Origin of the sequence: Kitasatospora sp. NPDC004615 (genome assembly GCF_042873545.1) — a bacterium.
Lineage (GTDB): Bacteria > Actinomycetota > Actinomycetes > Streptomycetales > Streptomycetaceae > Kitasatospora.
In genome coordinates, this window is the sequence record NZ_JBIALQ010000007.1 from 245,255 (window position 1) to 261,961 (window position 16,707).

The 16,707-nt window shown below is 72.1% G+C and carries 16 protein-coding genes; 9 read left to right on the plus strand and 7 right to left on the minus strand.

What is annotated here, in order from left to right:
- The first annotated feature begins 22 nt into the window (after nucleotides 1-22).
- The 5 genes from ACFYS8_RS24845 to ACFYS8_RS24865 all read left to right on the plus strand — a co-directional run bounded on the left by ACFYS8_RS24845 (nucleotide 23) and on the right by ACFYS8_RS24865 (nucleotide 4,610).
- Complete coding sequence (locus ACFYS8_RS24845) at nucleotides 23-697, plus strand: response regulator (protein ID WP_387644415.1); 675 nt, start codon at nucleotides 23-25, stop codon at nucleotides 695-697.
- A gap of 305 nt (nucleotides 698-1,002) precedes the next feature.
- The gene (locus ACFYS8_RS24850) at nucleotides 1,003-1,584 is read left to right on the plus strand and encodes a hypothetical protein (protein WP_387644417.1); all 582 of its coding nucleotides are present in this window, start codon (nucleotides 1,003-1,005) and stop codon (nucleotides 1,582-1,584) included.
- On the plus strand, nucleotides 1,581-2,330 hold the full coding sequence (locus ACFYS8_RS24855; RefSeq protein ID WP_387644419.1) for an NAD-dependent deacetylase: 750 nt from the start codon (nucleotides 1,581-1,583) through the stop codon (nucleotides 2,328-2,330). Before ACFYS8_RS24850 ends, ACFYS8_RS24855 begins: the two co-directional genes overlap by 4 nt.
- A 60-nt stretch (nucleotides 2,331-2,390) precedes the next feature.
- Nucleotides 2,391-3,602 (plus strand): cytochrome P450, encoded by a 1,212-nt coding sequence (locus ACFYS8_RS24860; protein ID WP_387644421.1) that lies wholly within the window; start codon nucleotides 2,391-2,393, stop codon nucleotides 3,600-3,602.
- A 33-nt stretch (nucleotides 3,603-3,635) separates the two neighbouring features.
- Nucleotides 3,636-4,610 carry an ADP-ribosylglycohydrolase family protein gene (locus ACFYS8_RS24865; protein WP_387644424.1) on the plus strand — a complete coding sequence of 325 codons (975 nt, stop codon included), beginning with the start codon at nucleotides 3,636-3,638 and terminating at the stop codon, nucleotides 4,608-4,610.
- 19 nt (nucleotides 4,611-4,629) lie between these two features.
- Here the strand turns inward: ACFYS8_RS24865 and ACFYS8_RS24870 are convergent, their stop codons facing one another.
- The 7 genes from ACFYS8_RS24870 to ACFYS8_RS24900 form a co-directional block, all read right to left on the minus strand.
- On the minus strand, nucleotides 4,630-4,830 hold the full coding sequence (locus ACFYS8_RS24870) for a hypothetical protein (RefSeq protein ID WP_387644427.1): 201 nt from the start codon (nucleotides 4,828-4,830) through the stop codon (nucleotides 4,630-4,632).
- Between the two features lie 70 nt (nucleotides 4,831-4,900).
- Nucleotides 4,901-5,623 (minus strand): VWA domain-containing protein, encoded by a 723-nt coding sequence (locus tag ACFYS8_RS24875; RefSeq protein WP_387644430.1) that lies wholly within the window; start codon nucleotides 5,621-5,623, stop codon nucleotides 4,901-4,903.
- 4 nt (nucleotides 5,624-5,627) lie between these two features.
- Nucleotides 5,628-6,653, minus strand: coding sequence for an ADP-ribosylglycohydrolase family protein (locus ACFYS8_RS24880; protein WP_387644432.1), 1,026 nt, complete (start codon nucleotides 6,651-6,653; stop codon nucleotides 5,628-5,630).
- Nucleotides 6,654-6,690: 37 nt separating this feature from the next.
- Complete coding sequence (locus tag ACFYS8_RS24885) at nucleotides 6,691-7,989, minus strand: DUF2786 domain-containing protein (protein ID WP_387644435.1); 1,299 nt, start codon at nucleotides 7,987-7,989, stop codon at nucleotides 6,691-6,693.
- Nucleotides 7,990-8,063: 74 nt separating this feature from the next.
- A complete protein-coding gene (locus tag ACFYS8_RS24890) occupies nucleotides 8,064-10,046 on the minus strand; it encodes a serine/threonine-protein kinase (protein ID WP_387644437.1) in 1,983 nt (660 codons plus the stop codon).
- Between the two features lie 81 nt (nucleotides 10,047-10,127).
- Nucleotides 10,128-11,774 (minus strand): transporter, encoded by a 1,647-nt coding sequence (locus tag ACFYS8_RS24895; protein WP_387644440.1) that lies wholly within the window; start codon nucleotides 11,772-11,774, stop codon nucleotides 10,128-10,130.
- Complete coding sequence (locus ACFYS8_RS24900; protein WP_387644442.1) at nucleotides 11,771-12,550, minus strand: ABC transporter ATP-binding protein; 780 nt, start codon at nucleotides 12,548-12,550, stop codon at nucleotides 11,771-11,773. Before ACFYS8_RS24900 ends, ACFYS8_RS24895 begins: the two co-directional genes overlap by 4 nt.
- Before the next feature lie 278 nt (nucleotides 12,551-12,828).
- Here ACFYS8_RS24900 and ACFYS8_RS24905 point away from each other — a divergent pair, with 278 nt between their 5' ends.
- The 4 genes from ACFYS8_RS24905 (at nucleotide 12,829) to fusA (ending at nucleotide 16,617) form a co-directional block, all read left to right on the plus strand.
- A complete protein-coding gene (locus tag ACFYS8_RS24905) occupies nucleotides 12,829-13,314 on the plus strand; it encodes a DUF1707 and DUF4190 domain-containing protein (protein ID WP_387644992.1) in 486 nt (161 codons plus the stop codon).
- A 313-nt stretch (nucleotides 13,315-13,627) separates the two neighbouring features.
- The gene (gene rpsL, locus ACFYS8_RS24910) at nucleotides 13,628-13,999 is read left to right on the plus strand and encodes a 30S ribosomal protein S12 (protein WP_014144289.1); all 372 of its coding nucleotides are present in this window, start codon (nucleotides 13,628-13,630) and stop codon (nucleotides 13,997-13,999) included.
- A 2-nt stretch (nucleotides 14,000-14,001) separates the two neighbouring features.
- Complete coding sequence (rpsG, locus tag ACFYS8_RS24915) at nucleotides 14,002-14,472, plus strand: 30S ribosomal protein S7 (RefSeq protein ID WP_030457432.1); 471 nt, start codon at nucleotides 14,002-14,004, stop codon at nucleotides 14,470-14,472.
- 39 nt (nucleotides 14,473-14,511) lie between these two features.
- Nucleotides 14,512-16,617: an elongation factor G gene (fusA, locus tag ACFYS8_RS24920; protein WP_387644446.1), complete on the plus strand. Its 2,106-nt coding sequence runs from the start codon at nucleotides 14,512-14,514 to the stop codon at nucleotides 16,615-16,617.
- Nucleotides 16,618-16,707: the final 90 nt, after the last annotated feature.

The window sequence follows — 16,707 nt, forward strand, 5'->3', positions numbered from 1 at the left end:
ACGGCCGAGAAAGGAACTTGAGTTGACCATACGAGTGGTGATCGCCGACGACCAGGAACTGGTCCGCGCCGGATTCGGCATGATCCTCGACGCCCAACCCGACATCGAGGTCGTCGCCGAGGCGGGAGACGGGCAGCAGGCGATCGACGCTGTGCGCGTGCATGATCCCGATGTGCTGCTGCTGGACGTTCGCATGCCCGTGATGGACGGGCTGGAGGCTGCCCGGCGGGTATGTGCGGAGTTTCCGCGCTGCAAGGTGATCATGCTGACCACCTTTGATGTTGATGATTATGTGTTCGACGCGCTGTACGCCGGGGCGAGTGGCTTCCTGCTCAAGGACGTCCGCCGCGACGACCTCGCCCATGCCGTCCGCGTCGTCAACTCCGGCGAGGCCCTGCTCGCGCCGTCCGTCACCCGGCGGGTCATCGGCGAGGTCACCGCGCGGAAGGCGGGCGGGGCGCTGGCCGTCTCGCGGCCGCTGGGTCTGCTCCTGGGCACCCTCACTGCCCGGGAGCTGGAGACTCTGCGGCTGGTGGCGCGGGGGATGTCGAACGCCGAGATCGCGGCGGAGCTGGTGGTGAGTGAGCACACTGTCAAGACGCACGTGAGCAACCTGCTGCAGAAGCTGGGGCTGCGGGACCGGGTGCATGCGGTGGTGTTCGCGTACGAGGCGGGGGCGGTGACGGCAGGGGAATGAGGGTGCGAACGCAGGGGGTGCGAAATCAGGGGCGCGGGGAACTGCGCGACAAGCGCACACCACGTCCGTGAGGTCGCGATCAAGTGCAAGTCATTGTCCCGCGTCGCGACCTGGCTGGTGGGTGCCTTCCGCTTCGCGCAGTTCCCCGCGCCCCTGTCTTCGCGTCCACCCGCTCTCGCAGTCCACCCGCCGTCTCCTACTTGGGAGGGAGGCTGACGTTTCACCGTCGCGGGGGAGTTGCGCCGCAGGCTCTCCCGGCAGGGTTGGGGGTGTCGAAAAGGGCACTCTCGCAAAGGGGTTGGGCAATGGTTACGGGGCGTCGGGCGCTGGGATGGTCGGCGGGGCTGCTCGCGGTGTACGGGGCGGTGCGGTTGGTGCCGGGGTCGCGGGGGGTGGGGGCGGGCTGGACGGTCGGGCACCTCGCGCTGTTCGCGGGGATGGTGCTGATGGGTCTCGGCATGGTGGAGCTGTGGCGGCTCGGTGGTGAACGGGGGGTCTGGGGCCGCGTCTGGCTGGGGGCTGGTCTGGCGGGGGTGGTGGCCGGCCTGGCGCAGAGCGGCATCGACCTGTACGCGAACGCGGTCTCCGCGGACTACGCGGCGCGTTCGGACCTGTTCGAGCGGATTCAGTCGGTGCCGGGGGTGATGCCGCTGGTGTACACGGTGGTGCCGATGATGCTGTACGTGGGGCTGCTGGCGCTGCTGGTGCGGCTGACGGTGCGCGGGGTGGTGCGCTGGTGGAGCCCGGTGCTGGTGCTGGTGGGCACGGTGTTGATGGGGGCGTCGCTGGACTTCATGCCGGTCGGTGCGGCGCTGTACCTGGTGGCGTTCTGGCCGGTGATAACGGGTGGTCAGAACCGGCTGCGGGCCGTACCGTCCGGGGCATGAGCGAGAAGCGTCCGATGGTGGCGGTGTTGACGGGGGCGGGGATCTCCACGGACTCGGGGATTCCCGACTACCGCGGCCCGCAGGGGCTCTGGCAGCGCGATCCGAGCGCGCAGGAGACGGTGACGATCGGCCCGTACCTGGCGAGCACGGAGGTGCGCCGCCGGTCCTGGCTGATGCGGCGGGACGCCGGCGCGATCGGTGCCGAGCCGAACGCCGGGCACCGGGCGCTGGCGGACCTGGAACGGGCGGGCGTGCCGATGCGGGTGCTGACGCAGAACGTGGACGGCCTGCACCAGGCGGCCGGGCTGCCCGCCCGGAAAGTGATCGAGCTGCACGGCACCGCCACCGAGGTGCAGTGCGCCAGGTGCCGGGTGGTCGGTCCGATGGCGGCGGCGCTGGAGCGGGTCGCGGCGGGGGAGGACGACCCGGCGTGCGAGCAGTGCGGCGGGGTGCTGCGTCCGCGCACCGTGATGTTCGGCGAGGCCCTGGACGAGCGGGTGCTGGCGCAGGCGGACGCGGTCGCCAAGGCGTGCCAGGTCTTCCTGGCGGTGGGCAGTTCGCTGCAGGTGATGCCGGCGGCGCTGCTGCCGCGGATCGCGCTGGAGCGCGGCGCGAAGCTGATCGTCGTCAACGGCGAGCCCACGGCGTACGACGAGGCCGCGCACGAGGTGATCCGCGAGCCGATCTCGGAGGCGCTGCCGAAGCTGGTCCGGCGGCTGGTGAACGGCGACCTGGCCCGGGCCTGAGCACAAACCCGCAGGTCGGGCGGCATACGATGGCGATCTGACGAGCAGGGAGACAACTCCATGGCGCTTGATGCCTTCGACCCGTGGTCGGCCGAGTTCGTGGCCCACCCGTACCCGGCGTACGCGGTGCTGCGCGAGCAGTCGCCGGTCGTCCACTACGAACCGAGCGACCAGTGGCTGGTGTCCCGGTACGCGGACGTCAACGCGCTGCTGCGGGACCGGCGGCTGGGACGCACCTACACGCACCGGTTCAGCCACGAGGAGTTCGGGCAGGGCGCGCCGAACCCCGCGCACGAGCCGTTCCACACCCTCAACGACTTCGGCCTGCTCGACCTGGAGGGCCCCGACCACACCCGGATCCGGCGGCTGGTGGCCAAGGCGTTCACCCCGCGCATGGTGGAGTCGCTGCGCCCGACCGTGCGGCGGCTGGCCGGCGAACTGGTCGACGGGCTGCTCGCCGACGGCGGCGGCGACCTGATCGCGAAGGTCGCCGAGCCGCTGCCGGTCGCCGTGATCGCCGAGATGCTGGGCGTCCCCGAGGCGGACCGGCACCTGCTGCGGCCCTGGTCGGCCGACATCACCGGCATGTTCGAGCTCAACCCGAGCGAGGACACCGCCCGCCGGGCGGTCACCGCCAGCCTCGAATTCTCCGCCTACCTGCGGGAGTTGATCCGCCGCCGGCGCGAGGAACCCGGCACCGACCTGATCAGCGCGCTGGCCCAGGCCGTCGAGGACGGGCAGGTGCTCAGCGAGCAGGAGATGATCTCCACCTGCGTGCTGCTGCTGAACGCCGGCCACGAGGCGACCGTCAACACCACCGGCAACGGCTGGTGGGCGCTGCTCCGCAACCCCGGCGAACTCGCCCGGCTGCGCGGCGCGGTGGACGAACTGCTGCCCACCGCGATCGAAGAACTGATGCGGTACGACACCCCGCTGCAGATGTTCGAACGCTGGGTGCTGGAGGACATCGAGGTCGGCGGCGTGCGGATCCCGCGCGGCTCCGAGGTGGCGCTGCTGTTCGGCTCCGCCAACCGCGACCCCGAGCGGTTCACCGACCCCGACCGGCTCGACCTCGGCCGCACCGACAACCCGCACATCACCTTCGGCGCCGGAATTCACTTCTGTCTCGGCGCGCCCCTTGCCAGACTTGAACTCACCGAGTCCTACGGCGCACTGCTCCGCAAGGCCCCCGGGCTGACGCTGGTGCGCGAACCCGAGTGGAACCCGGGCTACGTGATCCGCGGACTCAAGGAACTGCTGGTCGAGGTCTGAGAGGGGCATGCCGTGGGGCGGGCGACAGGAGCGATGCTGGGGCTGGCGATCGGCGACGCCATCGGCAAGCGCACCGAGTTCCTGAACCTGGACGAGATCGGGCTGCTCAGCCCCGACTGGCGGCAGCTCCCGCTGCCGAAGAAGGCCCAGGTCACCGACGACACCCAGATGACGCTGGCACTCGCCCGCGCCCTGCGCACCGGCCTCGCCGAGGGCCCGCTCGTCCCGCTGCGCCTCGAACTGCCGCTGCGCGAGGAGTTCGTGGACTGGTGGCGCTCCCCGGACAACAACCGGTCCCCCGGCATGACCTGTCTGCGGTCCTGCTTCCGGCTCTCCACCGGCCGGCCCTGGCAGGACGCGTCCGACATCGGTTCCAAGGGCTGCGGCGCGAACATGCGGGTCGCCCCGCTCGGCCTGGTCCGCGAGCTGACCGACCGGCAGGTCTCCGGCGCCTCCCAGCTGCAGTCCGGCCTCACCCACGGCCACCCGACCGCGCTGGCCGCCAGCGAACTCACCGCGTTCACCGTCCGCTGGCTCGCCCAGGGCACCCACCCCTCCGAACTCCCCGCCCGCCTGCGCGCCCACGCCCACCAACAACGCACCCACTACGACGAGTTCTGGCTCGGCGACCTCGCCTCCCGGGGCCACTTCGGCTCTCCGCAGGAGTTCATCGCCCGCGGCTGGGACGAGTGCCTCCTCGCCCTCGACCGCCTCGACGCCGCCCTCGCCGCCGGAGAGGTCGACGCCGACCCCTGCGAACGGACGGGCGAAGGCTGGGTCGCCGAGGAAGCGTTCGCCACCGCCCTGCTCTGCTTCCTGCTGCTCCCCGACGACCCCGTCGCCGCCGTCCGCCGCGCCGCCGTCTCCTCCGGCGACTCCGACTCCCTGGCCTGCCTGGCCGGCGCCTTCGCCGGCGCCCGGCACGGCGAGGGCGCGTGGCCGCGGGAGTGGGTGGAGCGGATCGAGTACCGCAAGGAGCTGCTCGCGTTCGGTGCGCTCTGGGACTGACGCGAGAGCGAACGTCCCGCTACGTCAGGAGCCCGCGCGAGCGGAGGTCCGCCGCCACCGTCGCGACCAGTGCCCGGAACGCGGGGACCGGGGCGGCCTGCGCCTCGGGGGAGCCGAGCGAGCCGGCCGGGATGAAGACGACGTGGCAGCGCTGGCAGAGGTATGCGGTGCTCCACACGGCGACCCGCGAGGGGAAGACCTGCGAGTACTCGTCCGGCACTGCGGGCAGTTGATTCGGCTCCCACGTCCCCCCGACGTCGGTGATGCAGGCCGACCACGGCACAGGCCGGTCAGCCGCCGTCCAGGGTCCCGGCAGCGCGGGCCGCGGTGAGCCACTCCGGGAAGCCGGTCAGCAGGTGGTCGTACAGGTCGGCGTCGGTGTGGGCGCGCGGGTCCTGGCCGGCGGGGAAGAAGCCGGCGTTGTCGACCGGGCGGCGGGCGGGGACGGGGAGTTCGTCGAGGCGGCGGAGGAAGGCGAACTCCTGGTCGGCGGGGTCGCCGAAGCCCACGAACTGCCAGTAGATCGGGAGTTCGGCGGCCAGGCAGAGCATGTCCCGGGCGGCCGCCCGGGAGGTGGGGCCGCCGTCGGTCTGGAACACCACCAGGGCCGGGTCGGTGGCGCCGGAGAGCTGGTAGTGGCGGATCACCGCCTTCATCGCCAGGTGGTAGTTGGTCCGGCCCAGGTGCCCCAACGAGGAGTGCAGGCGGCCGATCCGGTTCAGGTGGTCGTCGAGGGAGATCTCGGCGATGCCGTCCACCCCGGTGGAGAAGAAGACCACCGGCACCCGGCCGTCGTCGTCGAGGTGCGCCGAGAGCGCCAGCACCTGCTCGGCGAAGTGCTGGACGGCCCCGGACCGGTAGTGGGGCCGCATCGAGCCGGAGCGGTCGAGCACCAGGTAGACGGCGGCCCGGGCGTGCTGGAGCCCGCGCTTGGTCAGGCTCACCCGCGCGGACTTGTACAGGTCGATCAGGCCGGGCGCGGTGGCCGACACCTTCTCCAGACTCAGGCCCACCGGATCACCCGACCGGCAGCGGGTAGCGGTCGGCGAGCGCCGCCCGGTCGCCGCGGGCGTGGGACACCAGGTCGTCGGCGACCTGCAGCAGGACGTCCCGGCCCTCGACGATCGCGCACCAGTCGGCGGGCAGCGCGGACAGGCCGTACATCGCGCCGACCAGGTTGCCGCAGACCGCGCCGGTGGAGTCGCTGTCGCCGGAGTGGTTGACCGCCAGCACCAGCGCCTCGCGGGCGTCGGCACCGACCAACGCCGCGTACACCGCGACGGCCAGGCACTCCTCGGCGATCCAGCCCAGGCCGACCCGCTCCACCGACTCCGGCGAACCCGGGCCCTCGTCGGCCACCCGCACCGCCCGGCGCAGCGCCTCGGTGGTCTCCGCGTTGGTCGGCATCGCCACCAGCCTCGCCAGCGTCGAGGCCACCGCCGCCCGCAGCGGCACCCCGGCCGACACCCGTTCGATCAGCGCGGCGAACGCACCGGCCGCCAGATATCCCGTCGGGTGACCGTGTGTCAGCTGCGCGGCCAGCGCGGCCTGCCGGAACGCCTCGTCCGCGCCCAGGCCGGCCAGTCCGAACGGCGCCGAGCGCATCACCGTGCCGCAGCCCTTCGAACCCGGGTTCACCGGGCCCTCCTGGCCGAACGGGACGGCCTCCGTGTAGTCCAGCACCACGCCCGTCATGCAGGCATTGCCCGGCGCGCGGGACGCGTACAGGAACTCCTGCCCGGCCAGCCAGCCGTCCGGGAAACGCTCGGGGCCCGGCAGCCGTTGGGTCTGGAACCAGCGCCGGTACGCGGCGTGCAGGTCCTCGCGGCGGCCGCCACGCAGCAGGCCCTCCGCGGTGAACAGGGTCATCTGAGTGTCGTCGGTGATCTGGCCGCCGCGGTCGGCGTCCGCCAGGTCGGTCAGGCCGGCCTCGCCGTGCCGCTGCCGGATGGTGTCCAGCCGCAGGAACTCGATCGGCCACCCCAGCGCGTCGCCCAGCGCACCGCCGACCAGCGAGCCGCGCACCCGCTCCGAGAACTCCATCCGCAATCCCCCCTCGTTGAGCTGCGCCGACGCCCTGTCAGCGCTCGATCCGTCCCGAACCCCGGTGCAGCGTGGCCCGGTCGGCGGCGGCCCGGCCCTCGACCCAGCCCTCGCCGTCACTCACCCGCACCCGCTGAGACACGAGCTTCGGGAACATCCTGCCCACCGCATCGTCCACGGCCTCCGCCCGGGCCGCCAGTACCGGCAGCAGCCCGCCGTCCGGGGCCGGCACCGGCAGCGAACCGCCGCCGTCCTCGACACCGCCCGGCTCGCCCGGTTCGGTGGGGCGCCCGGCCGCCGCGTCCTCGGTGGCCCGCTCGGTGGCCTCCGCCAGCCGCTCCCGGATCCGCGCAGCGTACGCCACCAGGAACGACTGCCGGAACGCCTTCGTCCGGGCCGCGCCGTCCTTGTGCTTGCGGCTGCCCGCCCGCTGCATCGCCGAAGTCGCCTGCACCAGCAGCGAGGTGTACAGCAGCTCGACGCAGTCCAGGTCGGCGTCGAACCCGATCACCGTGCAGAACCCGAACTCCTTCGCCCACACCACCCGGCACCGGTTCGCCGCCGCCACCGCGTCCAGCAGCATCGTCTTCGGGCCCTCGTACGGGTTGTCCACGCCGATCCGCAGCGCTGCCGGCTCGTCCGCCGACGGGCCGCCCGCCGACAGCAGCGCCTCGTCGATCGAGTGACGCGCCATCAACTCCTGGGCCTTCGCGGTCAGCGCCTCCGCCTCGTCCGGGAACTCCGTCGACTCGGCCTTCGCCAGCAGCGCCCGGATCCGCCCCAGCATCCGCGGCTCCCCGCTGCGCGGCGCGCTCACCCGCGGCGCGGACTGCCCCGGCGCCGGGCCCACCGGCTGGACGGGCGGCAGCAGCGCCCAGGTCCGCAGCAGCTCCAGCACCGCCGTGGCCAGCGCGAACCGGTCCAGCCGGTGCCGGTCCGCGAACGCCTGCAGGTACGCCTCGTCGGACGGCCACCAGGGCTCCGCCTCCAACTCCCGCAGCTGCTCCCGCCACCGGCGGTCCAGCGCGGCGGCGGGGTGCCGGCGGCCCTCCGCGGCGATCAGGTCCACCGCCAGGGCGACCTGCACCGGGCCCAGCTCGCGCCGTGCCACCCGCACCAGGTCGGCCGGCCGCCAGCCCGCCGCCCAGCACCGGCCCACCGCCCGGTCCGCGAAGCCCAGCAGCGCCCGGCTCACCAGCGGCCACCGGTCCGTGGACGCCGCCAGCAGCGAGGCCGCGCCGTCCACCACGAACTCCAACCCGTCCGCCGGCGCGCCCGTCACCCGGCCCACCGCCTCCGCCAGCAGCTCGTCCACGGGCTGATCGGTGCTGGTCACGGCGGTCCTGCTTCCTGGGGGCACGGGGGAGGGGCGCTCCCCATGATGCCGGAGCGCCCCTGCCGGCGAGTCCGTCAGCCGGCCAGGGCCTCCCAGCCGCGGGCGATCTGTCGCGGCGCCGGGGTGCCGTCGGCGGTGAGCAGCGCCAGCAGCGCCGCCCCGTCGGCGGGGCGGTCGGCGAGGTCCTTGGCGAGGGCGCGCTCGACGGCGTCGGCCAGCGCCGGGTCGAGCGCGCGGACGGCGGCGATCCCGGCCGGGGACGGGGCCTCGTTGACGATCCGGTGGTACACGACGTACTGGTTGGCGGTGGCGAACGGGCTCTCGCCGTACGCCGCGCAGACCAGGCAGCAGGCCCACGCCCAGACGTCCGCCGCCGGGCCGACCGGGCCCTCGGCCAGCTGCTCCGGGGCCATGAAGACGGGCGTGCCGACCATGCCGCCGGTCCGGGTCAGCCGGGTGTGGTCGGCCATCAGCGAGATGCCGAAGTCCAGCAGCTTGGGGCCGTCGCTGGTCATCATGATGTTGGACGGCTTCAGGTCACGGTGCACCAGACCGCCGCGGTGCAGGGCGTCCAGCGCGACGGCCAGCGCCACCGCGAGCGCGCGCAGCGCGGCCGGGTCGGCGAGGATGCCGCGCTCGCGCAGCAGGGCCTGCAGGGGGCGGCCGTCGAGCAGCTCCATGGCGATGAACGGGGTGCCGTCGGCGACGCCGGTGTCCAGCACCCGCGCGGTGTGCGCGGCGGGCGCCTGGGCCAGCACCTTCGCCTCGTTCTCGAACCGGCGGTGCAGTTCCTCGTCGTGCTCGGTGTCGGCGTGCAGGGTCTTCAGCGCGACCTGGGTGGCGGAGCCCTGACGTCGCGCCAGGTAGACGGTGCCGAACCCGCCGGAGCCGATCAGCCCGAGCAGCCGGTACGCGCCGATCGCGGTGGGCGCCCCGTTCGGCATCGGCTTGGCGTCGACGGTCGGCAGCCCGTCCCGGTCGCGCACCGTGCTGCCCAGCACCGTCGGCGTGGCCGCGGCGGCGGGGGAGCCGTTCACCGTGGGCTCGGCCGCGAACCGGGCCGCCGCCTCGGCCTGTTCGGCGTCCCGGGCGGCCCGCAGCGCCTCGGACTCGGCGACCACCGCCCGGGCGATCTCGGCGTCCCGGGCGGCGACCTCCGCCTCGGTCTGCGCGACGGCGGCCCGCGCGGCGGCCTCCCGCTCGCGGCGGGTGCGCTGCGCCGCGCGGGTCTCGCGGATCGACTGCAGGCGGGCGGAGGCGGCCGCACCGAGCGTGTCGACGGTGTCCCGGACCGCCCCGGCCGGCGCCTCGGCGGACGCGGCGACGCCCGTCAGCGGCGGCGCGGCGGCGGCCATCGGCAGCAGGTTCAGCCGACGGGTGGCGTACAGCGAGCACAGCTGCCACGCCACCAGCGCGATCAGCGCGCCGTTCGGCAGCACCAGCGGCATCAGCAGGAACTGGGCGGCGAGCACCGGCACCAGGTAGCGGCGCAGCCAGGAGTGCTCCCAGGTGCCGGACGGCATCCGGGTGCACAGCACCAGGAACCGGGTACGGGCCCACAGCAGCTGCCACAGCGCGGTCAGCACGAAACCGGTCAGCGCCGCGCCGAGCCCGCCCTGGCCGCCGAACAGCGCCGGCAGCGCGCGTGCCGCCAGCCACGGCGGGGTGGTGCGCACCATCACCTGGTCGGCGATATCCGTCGACTCCGTGAATTGGTAGTGGTCGGCGATCCACATCAGCACGGTGAGAGCGCCGCCGATCAGCACGGGCAGCACGAGCTCCACCGCGGAGGCGATCCACTGCGGCGGGTACGCACTGGACAGCGCCCGCAGTTCGGACCGGCGGCGGGAGGCGTCCCCGGCGAACAGGGTGCGGATCTGGGCCCGCCGCGCGCGGCTCAACAGCCGGGCCCGGTAGCCGTGCTGACTGCGGCCGAGGGCGAAGACGGTGATCAGCCGCAGCACCAGCAGCATGACGAGCACCGGCAGCACGGTCTGCTGCCAGAGCGGGCTGTCCACCCAGCCGTAGTGCGGGCCGGCCTCCGCAGCGATGCGCATCGTGTTCCCTCCCCCGTGCGCACGGGTCGGCCCCGGGCGCGCACGCATGATAGCGGCGGGCCCGGGGCCGGAAGGGGACGGTCAGCGCTCGATCACCCGGGCGAGGACCTCCGGCAGCCGCTTGATCAGCCCGCCGGACGCCACCCGGATGCCGAGCAGGGCCATCCCGGCGCCGTACAGCACGCCGACCGGCAGGATCGGCCAGGGCGACTGGTGCGAGATCAGCAGGATGCCGAGGGCGATGCCGATCGGCGCGCAGCCCAGCGAGACGCCGATCATCGAACCGAAGGCGTTGAGCATCACCACGCCGTTCTGCCCGGGCGCGGCACTGCGCATCGGGTTGCCGTCGGCGGGCACCGCGTACGGGGCGTAGACGCTCATCACGCTGCCCAGGCCGACGCTGGTGCCGAGGGCGGCGAAGGACACGCCGAGCGCGGGCGCGAGTTCCGCCCACCTGCCGGTGACGGCGGCCAGCACCGAGCCGACCAGCAGCAGCACGAGGACGCCCTGGGCGAGGATGGCGTACACCCGGCCGCGCAGTTCGTCGCGGGCGTCCCGACGGGTGATCAGGGTGGAGGCGACCATCCAGAACCCGGAGCCGTCCATGCCGAACAGGTTGCCGGACTGCAGGCCGAGCATCAGCCCGCCGATCGCGATCACGTACACCGAGCCCCAGCCCTGGACCACCGACATCGCCGCGATCACGCAGGTCATGCCGATGCCGGTGAAGATCGCCGCCTTGGCGCGGGGCTCGCGCCAGGTGTACCGCAGGTGCCGCTGGGCGACGGTGCCGGCCCGGCCGGCGGGCAGCAGCCGCCAGGCGCGGGAGCCCGAACCGGAGTGCACCGAGGAGGCCTCCACCAGGGTGGAGGCGTCGCCGGAGACCATCAGGGCCTGCAGGCTGCGCTGCCACCAGCGCAGCAGCACCGTCAGCAGGCCGGCGGCGAGCGCGAGTTGCAGCGCCGCGACCAGGTAGGAGCCCTCGCCGGCCGAGCGCACCGCGTCGATCGCGGAGACCGGCGGGATCCAGCGCAGCACCGCCGCGTACGGCTGCAGCACCGACAGGTCGAGGCCCTGGTCGGGGCTCCGGAAGGAGCTCTGCATGCCCAGGTTGCCGAGCTGGATCAGCACCGCGAACAGCAGGCCGCCGAAGATCGCGAAGTCCTTGCCGCGCCGGCTGGACAGCAGCCGGGCGTTGGCGGCGGCAACCGAGCGGCTCAGTGCGATCAGCACCAGCAGGGTGAGCGGCACCGCGAGCACCGCGACGGCGGCGGACGCGGCGCCCTGCCCGGCGGTGACGGCGGCGCCGATCAGCAGCAGCAGGCCGACCAGCGGGCCGGGTCCGACCAGGCTGCCGATCAGGGTGCCGCGCAGCAGGGCGCGCGGCCGCAGCGGCAGCATGGTGAGCCGGGTCGGGTCGGCGCTCTCGTCGCCGGCGAAGAAGAACAGCGGCATGGCGGCCCAGCTGACGGCCAGTCCGGCGGTGAGCATCACGGCGACGTCGGCGGCGCCCGCGTGCCCGCGCAGCACCACCATTCCGGCGGCCGCGGACACGCCGAACAGCAGCCCGAAGCAGGTGCCGGCCAGGTAGCCGGCGGCCCGGCCGGGGCTGCGCCGCAGGCCGTTGCGCAGCAGCCGGACCTTGAGCGAGACCAGCGTGCGGACGACGGCCCGGTCGTCGGCGGTGGGGGAGACGGTGCGGGAGGTGGTGGGGGAGGTGGTGCTCACCGGTGGCCCCCGCCGAGCCAGCCGAGCGCGTGCCCGTCGTCCTCGCGGACGCCGATCAGCCCGAGGAACGCCTGCTGCAGCGAGGTCTCGCCACGCACCTGATCGAGCGGCCCGGCGGCGACCACCCGCCCGGCGCTGACCACGGCGACCCAGTCGCACAGCGACTCGACGAGTTCCATGACGTGGCTGGAGAACACCACCGTGGAGCCGGAGGCGGCGTACCGGGTGAGCACGCCGCGGATGGTCTGCGCGGACACCGGGTCGACGCCCTCGAACGGCTCGTCCAAGAACAGCACGTCGGGGTTGTGCAGCAGCGCCGCGGCCAGGCCGATCTTCTTGCGCATGCCGGTGGAGTAGTCGGCGACCAGCTTGTCGGCGGAGCCGGTCAGGTCGAGCACGGCAAGCAGTTCCTCGGCGCGCCGGTCGGTCTCCGGGCCGGGCAGGCCGCGCAACCGCCCGTTGTACTGGAGCAGTTCGCGTCCGCTGAGGCGTTCGAACATCCGCAGGCCCTCGGGCAGGATGCCGATCCGGGACTTGACCGCGACCGGGTCCTGCCAGACGTCGGCGCCGTGTATCAGCACGGTGCCCTGGTCGGGCCGGAGCAGGCCGGTGACCATCGACAGCGTGGTGGTCTTGCCGGCGCCGTTGGGGCCGACCAGTCCGATGAACGAGCCGGCGGGCAGATCGAGGTTGAGTCCGGCGACGGCGGTCTGTGCGCCGAAGCGCTTCCACAGGTCGCGGATCGAGACAGCGGGCGGCGTGGTGGTCGCCTCCATGGCGGGTGGTCTCCTTGTCGGGGTCGGTCCCTGGCCGGTCGGTTCGACCCTATGATCATTTCTTTACCTTTCCATCCCCCATGTGGCGGTATTGCCCCTTACTGGGGCGGCAGTTCGTCGCCCCCCGGCAACTACCCGGGCAGCCCGTTCGTCCTGCATCCTGAGAAGCGCGCGCGCAGCGCGGGGAACGGGAGGTGGCCGTGATGACCGGTCAGTGGGGAACGCCGGCGCCGTACGGGCAGCAGCCCTGGCACCCGGCGCCGACGCCGCAGTCCGCGATGCGCGCCGCGCACGCCGACCGCGAGCGCACCGTGGACGTGCTGAAGGCCGCCTACGCCGAGGGCCGGATCACCGCCGACGAGTACGAGCACCGGCTGACCTCCGCCCACCAGGCCGCCACCTACGGCCAGTTGTCCGTGCTGGTCGCCGACCTGCCGTCCGGGCCGATGGTCGCCCCGTTCGGCGCTCCCGTCCCGGCGACCTTCATGCCGCTGCCCCCGCCGCTGCTCCCGCCGCCCGTCCCGCCGCGCAACGGCCTGGCGACGGCCTCGGCGATCCTCGGCAGCCTGACGCTGTTCACCGGTGGCCTCACCGGCCTGCCCGCCGTGATCACCGGCCACATCGCCCGCTCGCAGATCCGCCGCACCAAGGAGGACGGCGACGGCCTGGCGATCCTGGGGCTGGTGTTCGGCTGGCTCTCGATCGCCGGCTGGGCGCTGTTCTTCCTGCTGATGGTCATGGTGACGAGCAGCGGGCCGCACTGAGCGCGGGGCCGCCGTGCCTGGTCCGGGCGGTGCCCGGCCCGGCGCGCCCCATTTGTTTTGACCGCCGCCTGTGCGCTAGGTACGCTCTGACCTTGTGCCTGGGGTGTGCCCGGGTCCTTGTGCGTGCCAGCAGACCGGCCGCCGTAGCGGAGACTCCACCCGCTCGGCCTGTGCCGATGACGCAGCTCAGCTCGGGATTCCGTGATTCTTCCCCCGAAGAAGGCCCAACACGCCCGACCGCGTGGGTCGGAGGGTGTGGGCCACACCGCAGGTTAGTTCCACCAAGCCTTGGCACACAGAAAACGGAGAAACGGTGCCTACGATCCAGCAGCTGGTCCGAAAGGGCCGGCAGGACAAGGTCGAGAAGAACAAGACGCCCGCACTGAAGGGTTCGCCCCAGCGTCGCGGCGTCTGCACGCGTGTGTACACGACCACCCCGAAGAAGCCGAACTCGGCTCTCCGCAAGGTCGCCCGTGTGCGCCTCACCAGCGGGATCGAGGTCACCGCTTACATTCCGGGCGAGGGCCACAACCTGCAGGAGCACTCCATCGTGCTGGTCCGCGGTGGCCGTGTGAAGGACCTTCCTGGTGTCCGCTACAAGATCATCCGCGGTTCGCTCGACACCCAGGGTGTCAAGAACCGCAAGCAGGCTCGCAGCCGCTACGGCGCCAAGAAGGAGAAGTAAGAATGCCTCGTAAGGGCCCCGCCCCGAAGCGCCCGGTCATCATCGACCCGGTCTACGGCTCCCCGCTGGTGACCTCGCTGGTCAACAAGATCCTGCTGCACGGCAAGCGCTCCACCGCCGAGCGGATCGTCTACGGCGCCCTCGAGGGTGTCCGTGAGAAGACCGGCGCCGACCCGGTTGTCGCGCTGAAGCGCGCGCTGGAGAACGTCAAGCCGACCCTCGAGGTCAAGTCCCGCCGCGTCGGTGGCGCCACCTACCAGGTGCCGGTCGAGGTCCGTCCGGGCCGCGCCAACACCCTGGCGCTGCGCTGGCTGGTCGGTTACTCCCGCGCCCGTCGCGAGAAGACCATGACCGAGCGTCTGCTCAACGAGATCCTCGACGCCAGCAACGGTCTGGGCGCTTCCGTGAAGCGTCGCGAGGACACCCACAAGATGGCCGAGTCCAACAAGGCCTTCGCGCACTACCGCTGGTAGTCCGAACCCCGTCACTAGACAGAGAGAGAACGAGCCACCATGGCTGCAACCTCCCTTGACCTCGCCAAGGTCCGCAACATCGGGATCATGGCGCACATCGACGCGGGCAAGACCACCACCACCGAGCGGATCCTGTTCTACACCGGTGTGTCGTACAAGATCGGTGAGGTCCACGATGGCGCTGCCACCATGGACTGGATGGAGCAGGAGCAGGAGCGCGGCATCACCATCACGTCCGCCGCGACGACCTGCCACTGGACCCTCGACGGTGTTGAGAACACGATCAACATCATCGACACCCCGGGCCACGTCGACTTCACCGTCGAGGTGGAGCGCTCGCTGCGCGTCCTCGACGGTGGCGTGACCGTGTTCGACGGCGTCGCCGGTGTCGAGCCCCAGTCCGAGACCGTGTGGCGGCAGGCTGACCGCTACGGCGTCCCGCGCATCTGCTTCATCAACAAGCTGGACCGCACGGGCGCCAACTTCTTCTTCTGCGTGCAGACCATCGTGGACCGCCTCGGCGCCACCCCGCTGGTCATGCAGCTGCCGATCGGTGCCGAGGCCGACTTCACCGGCGTCGTCGACCTGGTGAAGATGAAGGCCCTGGTCTACTCGGCCGACGCCCCCAAGGGCGAGATGTACGACACCGTCGAGATCCCGGCCGACCTGGCCGAGCAGGCGGCGGAGTACCGCGAGGCCCTGATCGACACCGTGTCGAACATCAGCGACGAGGTGATGGAGCTCGCCCTCGAGGGCGAGGACATCCCCGAGGAGCTGCTGGTCGCCGCGATCCGCAAGGGCACCCTGGAGTCGTCCTTCACCCCGATCTTCTGCGGCTCCGCGTTCAAGAACAAGGGCGTTCAGCCCCTGCTCGACGCGGTCGTGAAGTACCTGCCGTCGCCGCTCGACATCGAGGGCATCGAGGGTACGAAGCCGGGCAACGACGAGGAGAAGATCGTCCGTCAGGCTTCTGACGACGAGCCGCTCGCCGCCCTCGCGTTCAAGATCATGTCTGACCCGCACCTGGGCAAGCTCACCTTCGTCCGCGTGTACTCCGGCCGCCTGGAGTCCGGCACCTCGGTGCTGAACTCCGTCAAGGGCAAGAAGGAGCGCATCGGCAAGATCTACCGCATGCACGCGAACAAGCGTGAGGAGATCGACTCGGTGGGCGCCGGCGACATCATCGCCGTCATGGGCCTGAAGCAGACCACCACCGGTGAGACGCTGTCCGACGAGAAGCAGCCGGTCATCCTGGAGTCCATGGACTTCCCGGCCCCGGTCATCCGCGTCGCGATCGAGCCCAAGTCCAAGGGCGACCAGGAGAAGCTGGGTGTCGCCATCCAGCGCCTGGCCGAGGAGGACCCGTCCTTCCAGGTCAACACCGACGAAGAGACCGGCCAGACCATCATCGCGGGTATGGGCGAGCTGCACCTCGAGGTGCTGGTCGACCGTATGCGCCGTGAGTTCAAGGTCGAGGCCAACGTCGGCAAGCCGCAGGTCGCGTACCGCGAGACGATCCGCAAGGCCGTCGAGCGTATCGACTACACGCACAAGAAGCAGACCGGTGGCTCCGGCCAGTTCGCGAAGATCCAGATCGCGATCGAGCCGCTCGAGTCCGGCGAGGGCTACGAGTTCCTCAACAAGGTCACCGGTGGCCGCGTCCCGCGCGAGTACATCCCGTCGGTCGACGCCGGTTGCCAGGAGGCCATGGAGTTCGGCGTTCTCGCCGGTTACCCGCTCCAGGGCGTTCGCGTGACCCTGCTCGACGGTGCGGCGCACGACGTCGACTCGTCCGAGCTCGCGTTCAAGATCGCCGGTTCCATGGCGTTCAAGGAAGGTGCCCGCAAGGCGTCGCCGGCTCTGCTCGAGCCGATGATGGCCGTCGAGGTCACCACCCCCGAGGACTACATGGGCGACGTGATCGGCGACATCAACTCCCGCCGTGGCCAGATCCGGGCCATGGAGGAGCGTCACGGTGCCCGCGTCGTCAAGGCGCTGGTGCCGCTCTCCGAGATGTTCGGCTACGTCGGTGACCTGCGCAGCAAGACCTCTGGTCGCGCAAGCTACTCGATGCAGTTCGACTCGTACGCCGAGGTTCCGCGGAACGTGGCGGACGACATCATCGCCAAGGCCAAGGGCGAGTGACGTCCCGGTAATCGGGATGAATCAGACCCTTTAGGCTAGAAGGAGGGCACCCGGGCGTCACCCGTCCGGGTTCCGCCCGGGAGCCCTCCG

Bases quoted from the DNA above. Each gene is read 5' to 3' on its own strand.
- ACFYS8_RS24855 (WP_387644419.1), top strand. From the start codon at position 1,581: ATGAGCGAGAAGCGTCCGATGGTGGCGGTGTTGACGGGGGCGGGGATC.
- ACFYS8_RS24905 (WP_387644992.1), top strand. From the start codon at position 12,829: ATGCGCGCCGCGCACGCCGACCGCGAGCGCACCGTGGACGTGCTGAAG.
- ACFYS8_RS24850 (WP_387644417.1), top strand. From the start codon at position 1,003: ATGGTTACGGGGCGTCGGGCGCTGGGATGGTCGGCGGGGCTGCTCGCG.
- rpsG (WP_030457432.1), top strand. From the start codon at position 14,002: ATGCCTCGTAAGGGCCCCGCCCCGAAGCGCCCGGTCATCATCGACCCG.
- ACFYS8_RS24860 (WP_387644421.1), top strand. From the start codon at position 2,391: ATGGCGCTTGATGCCTTCGACCCGTGGTCGGCCGAGTTCGTGGCCCAC.
- ACFYS8_RS24890 (WP_387644437.1), bottom strand. From the start codon at position 10,046: ATGCGCATCGCTGCGGAGGCCGGCCCGCACTACGGCTGGGTGGACAGC.
- ACFYS8_RS24900 (WP_387644442.1), bottom strand. From the start codon at position 12,550: ATGGAGGCGACCACCACGCCGCCCGCTGTCTCGATCCGCGACCTGTGG.
- ACFYS8_RS24880 (WP_387644432.1), bottom strand. From the start codon at position 6,653: ATGGAGTTCTCGGAGCGGGTGCGCGGCTCGCTGGTCGGCGGTGCGCTG.
- ACFYS8_RS24865 (WP_387644424.1), top strand. From the start codon at position 3,636: ATGCTGGGGCTGGCGATCGGCGACGCCATCGGCAAGCGCACCGAGTTC.
- fusA (WP_387644446.1), top strand. From the start codon at position 14,512: ATGGCTGCAACCTCCCTTGACCTCGCCAAGGTCCGCAACATCGGGATC.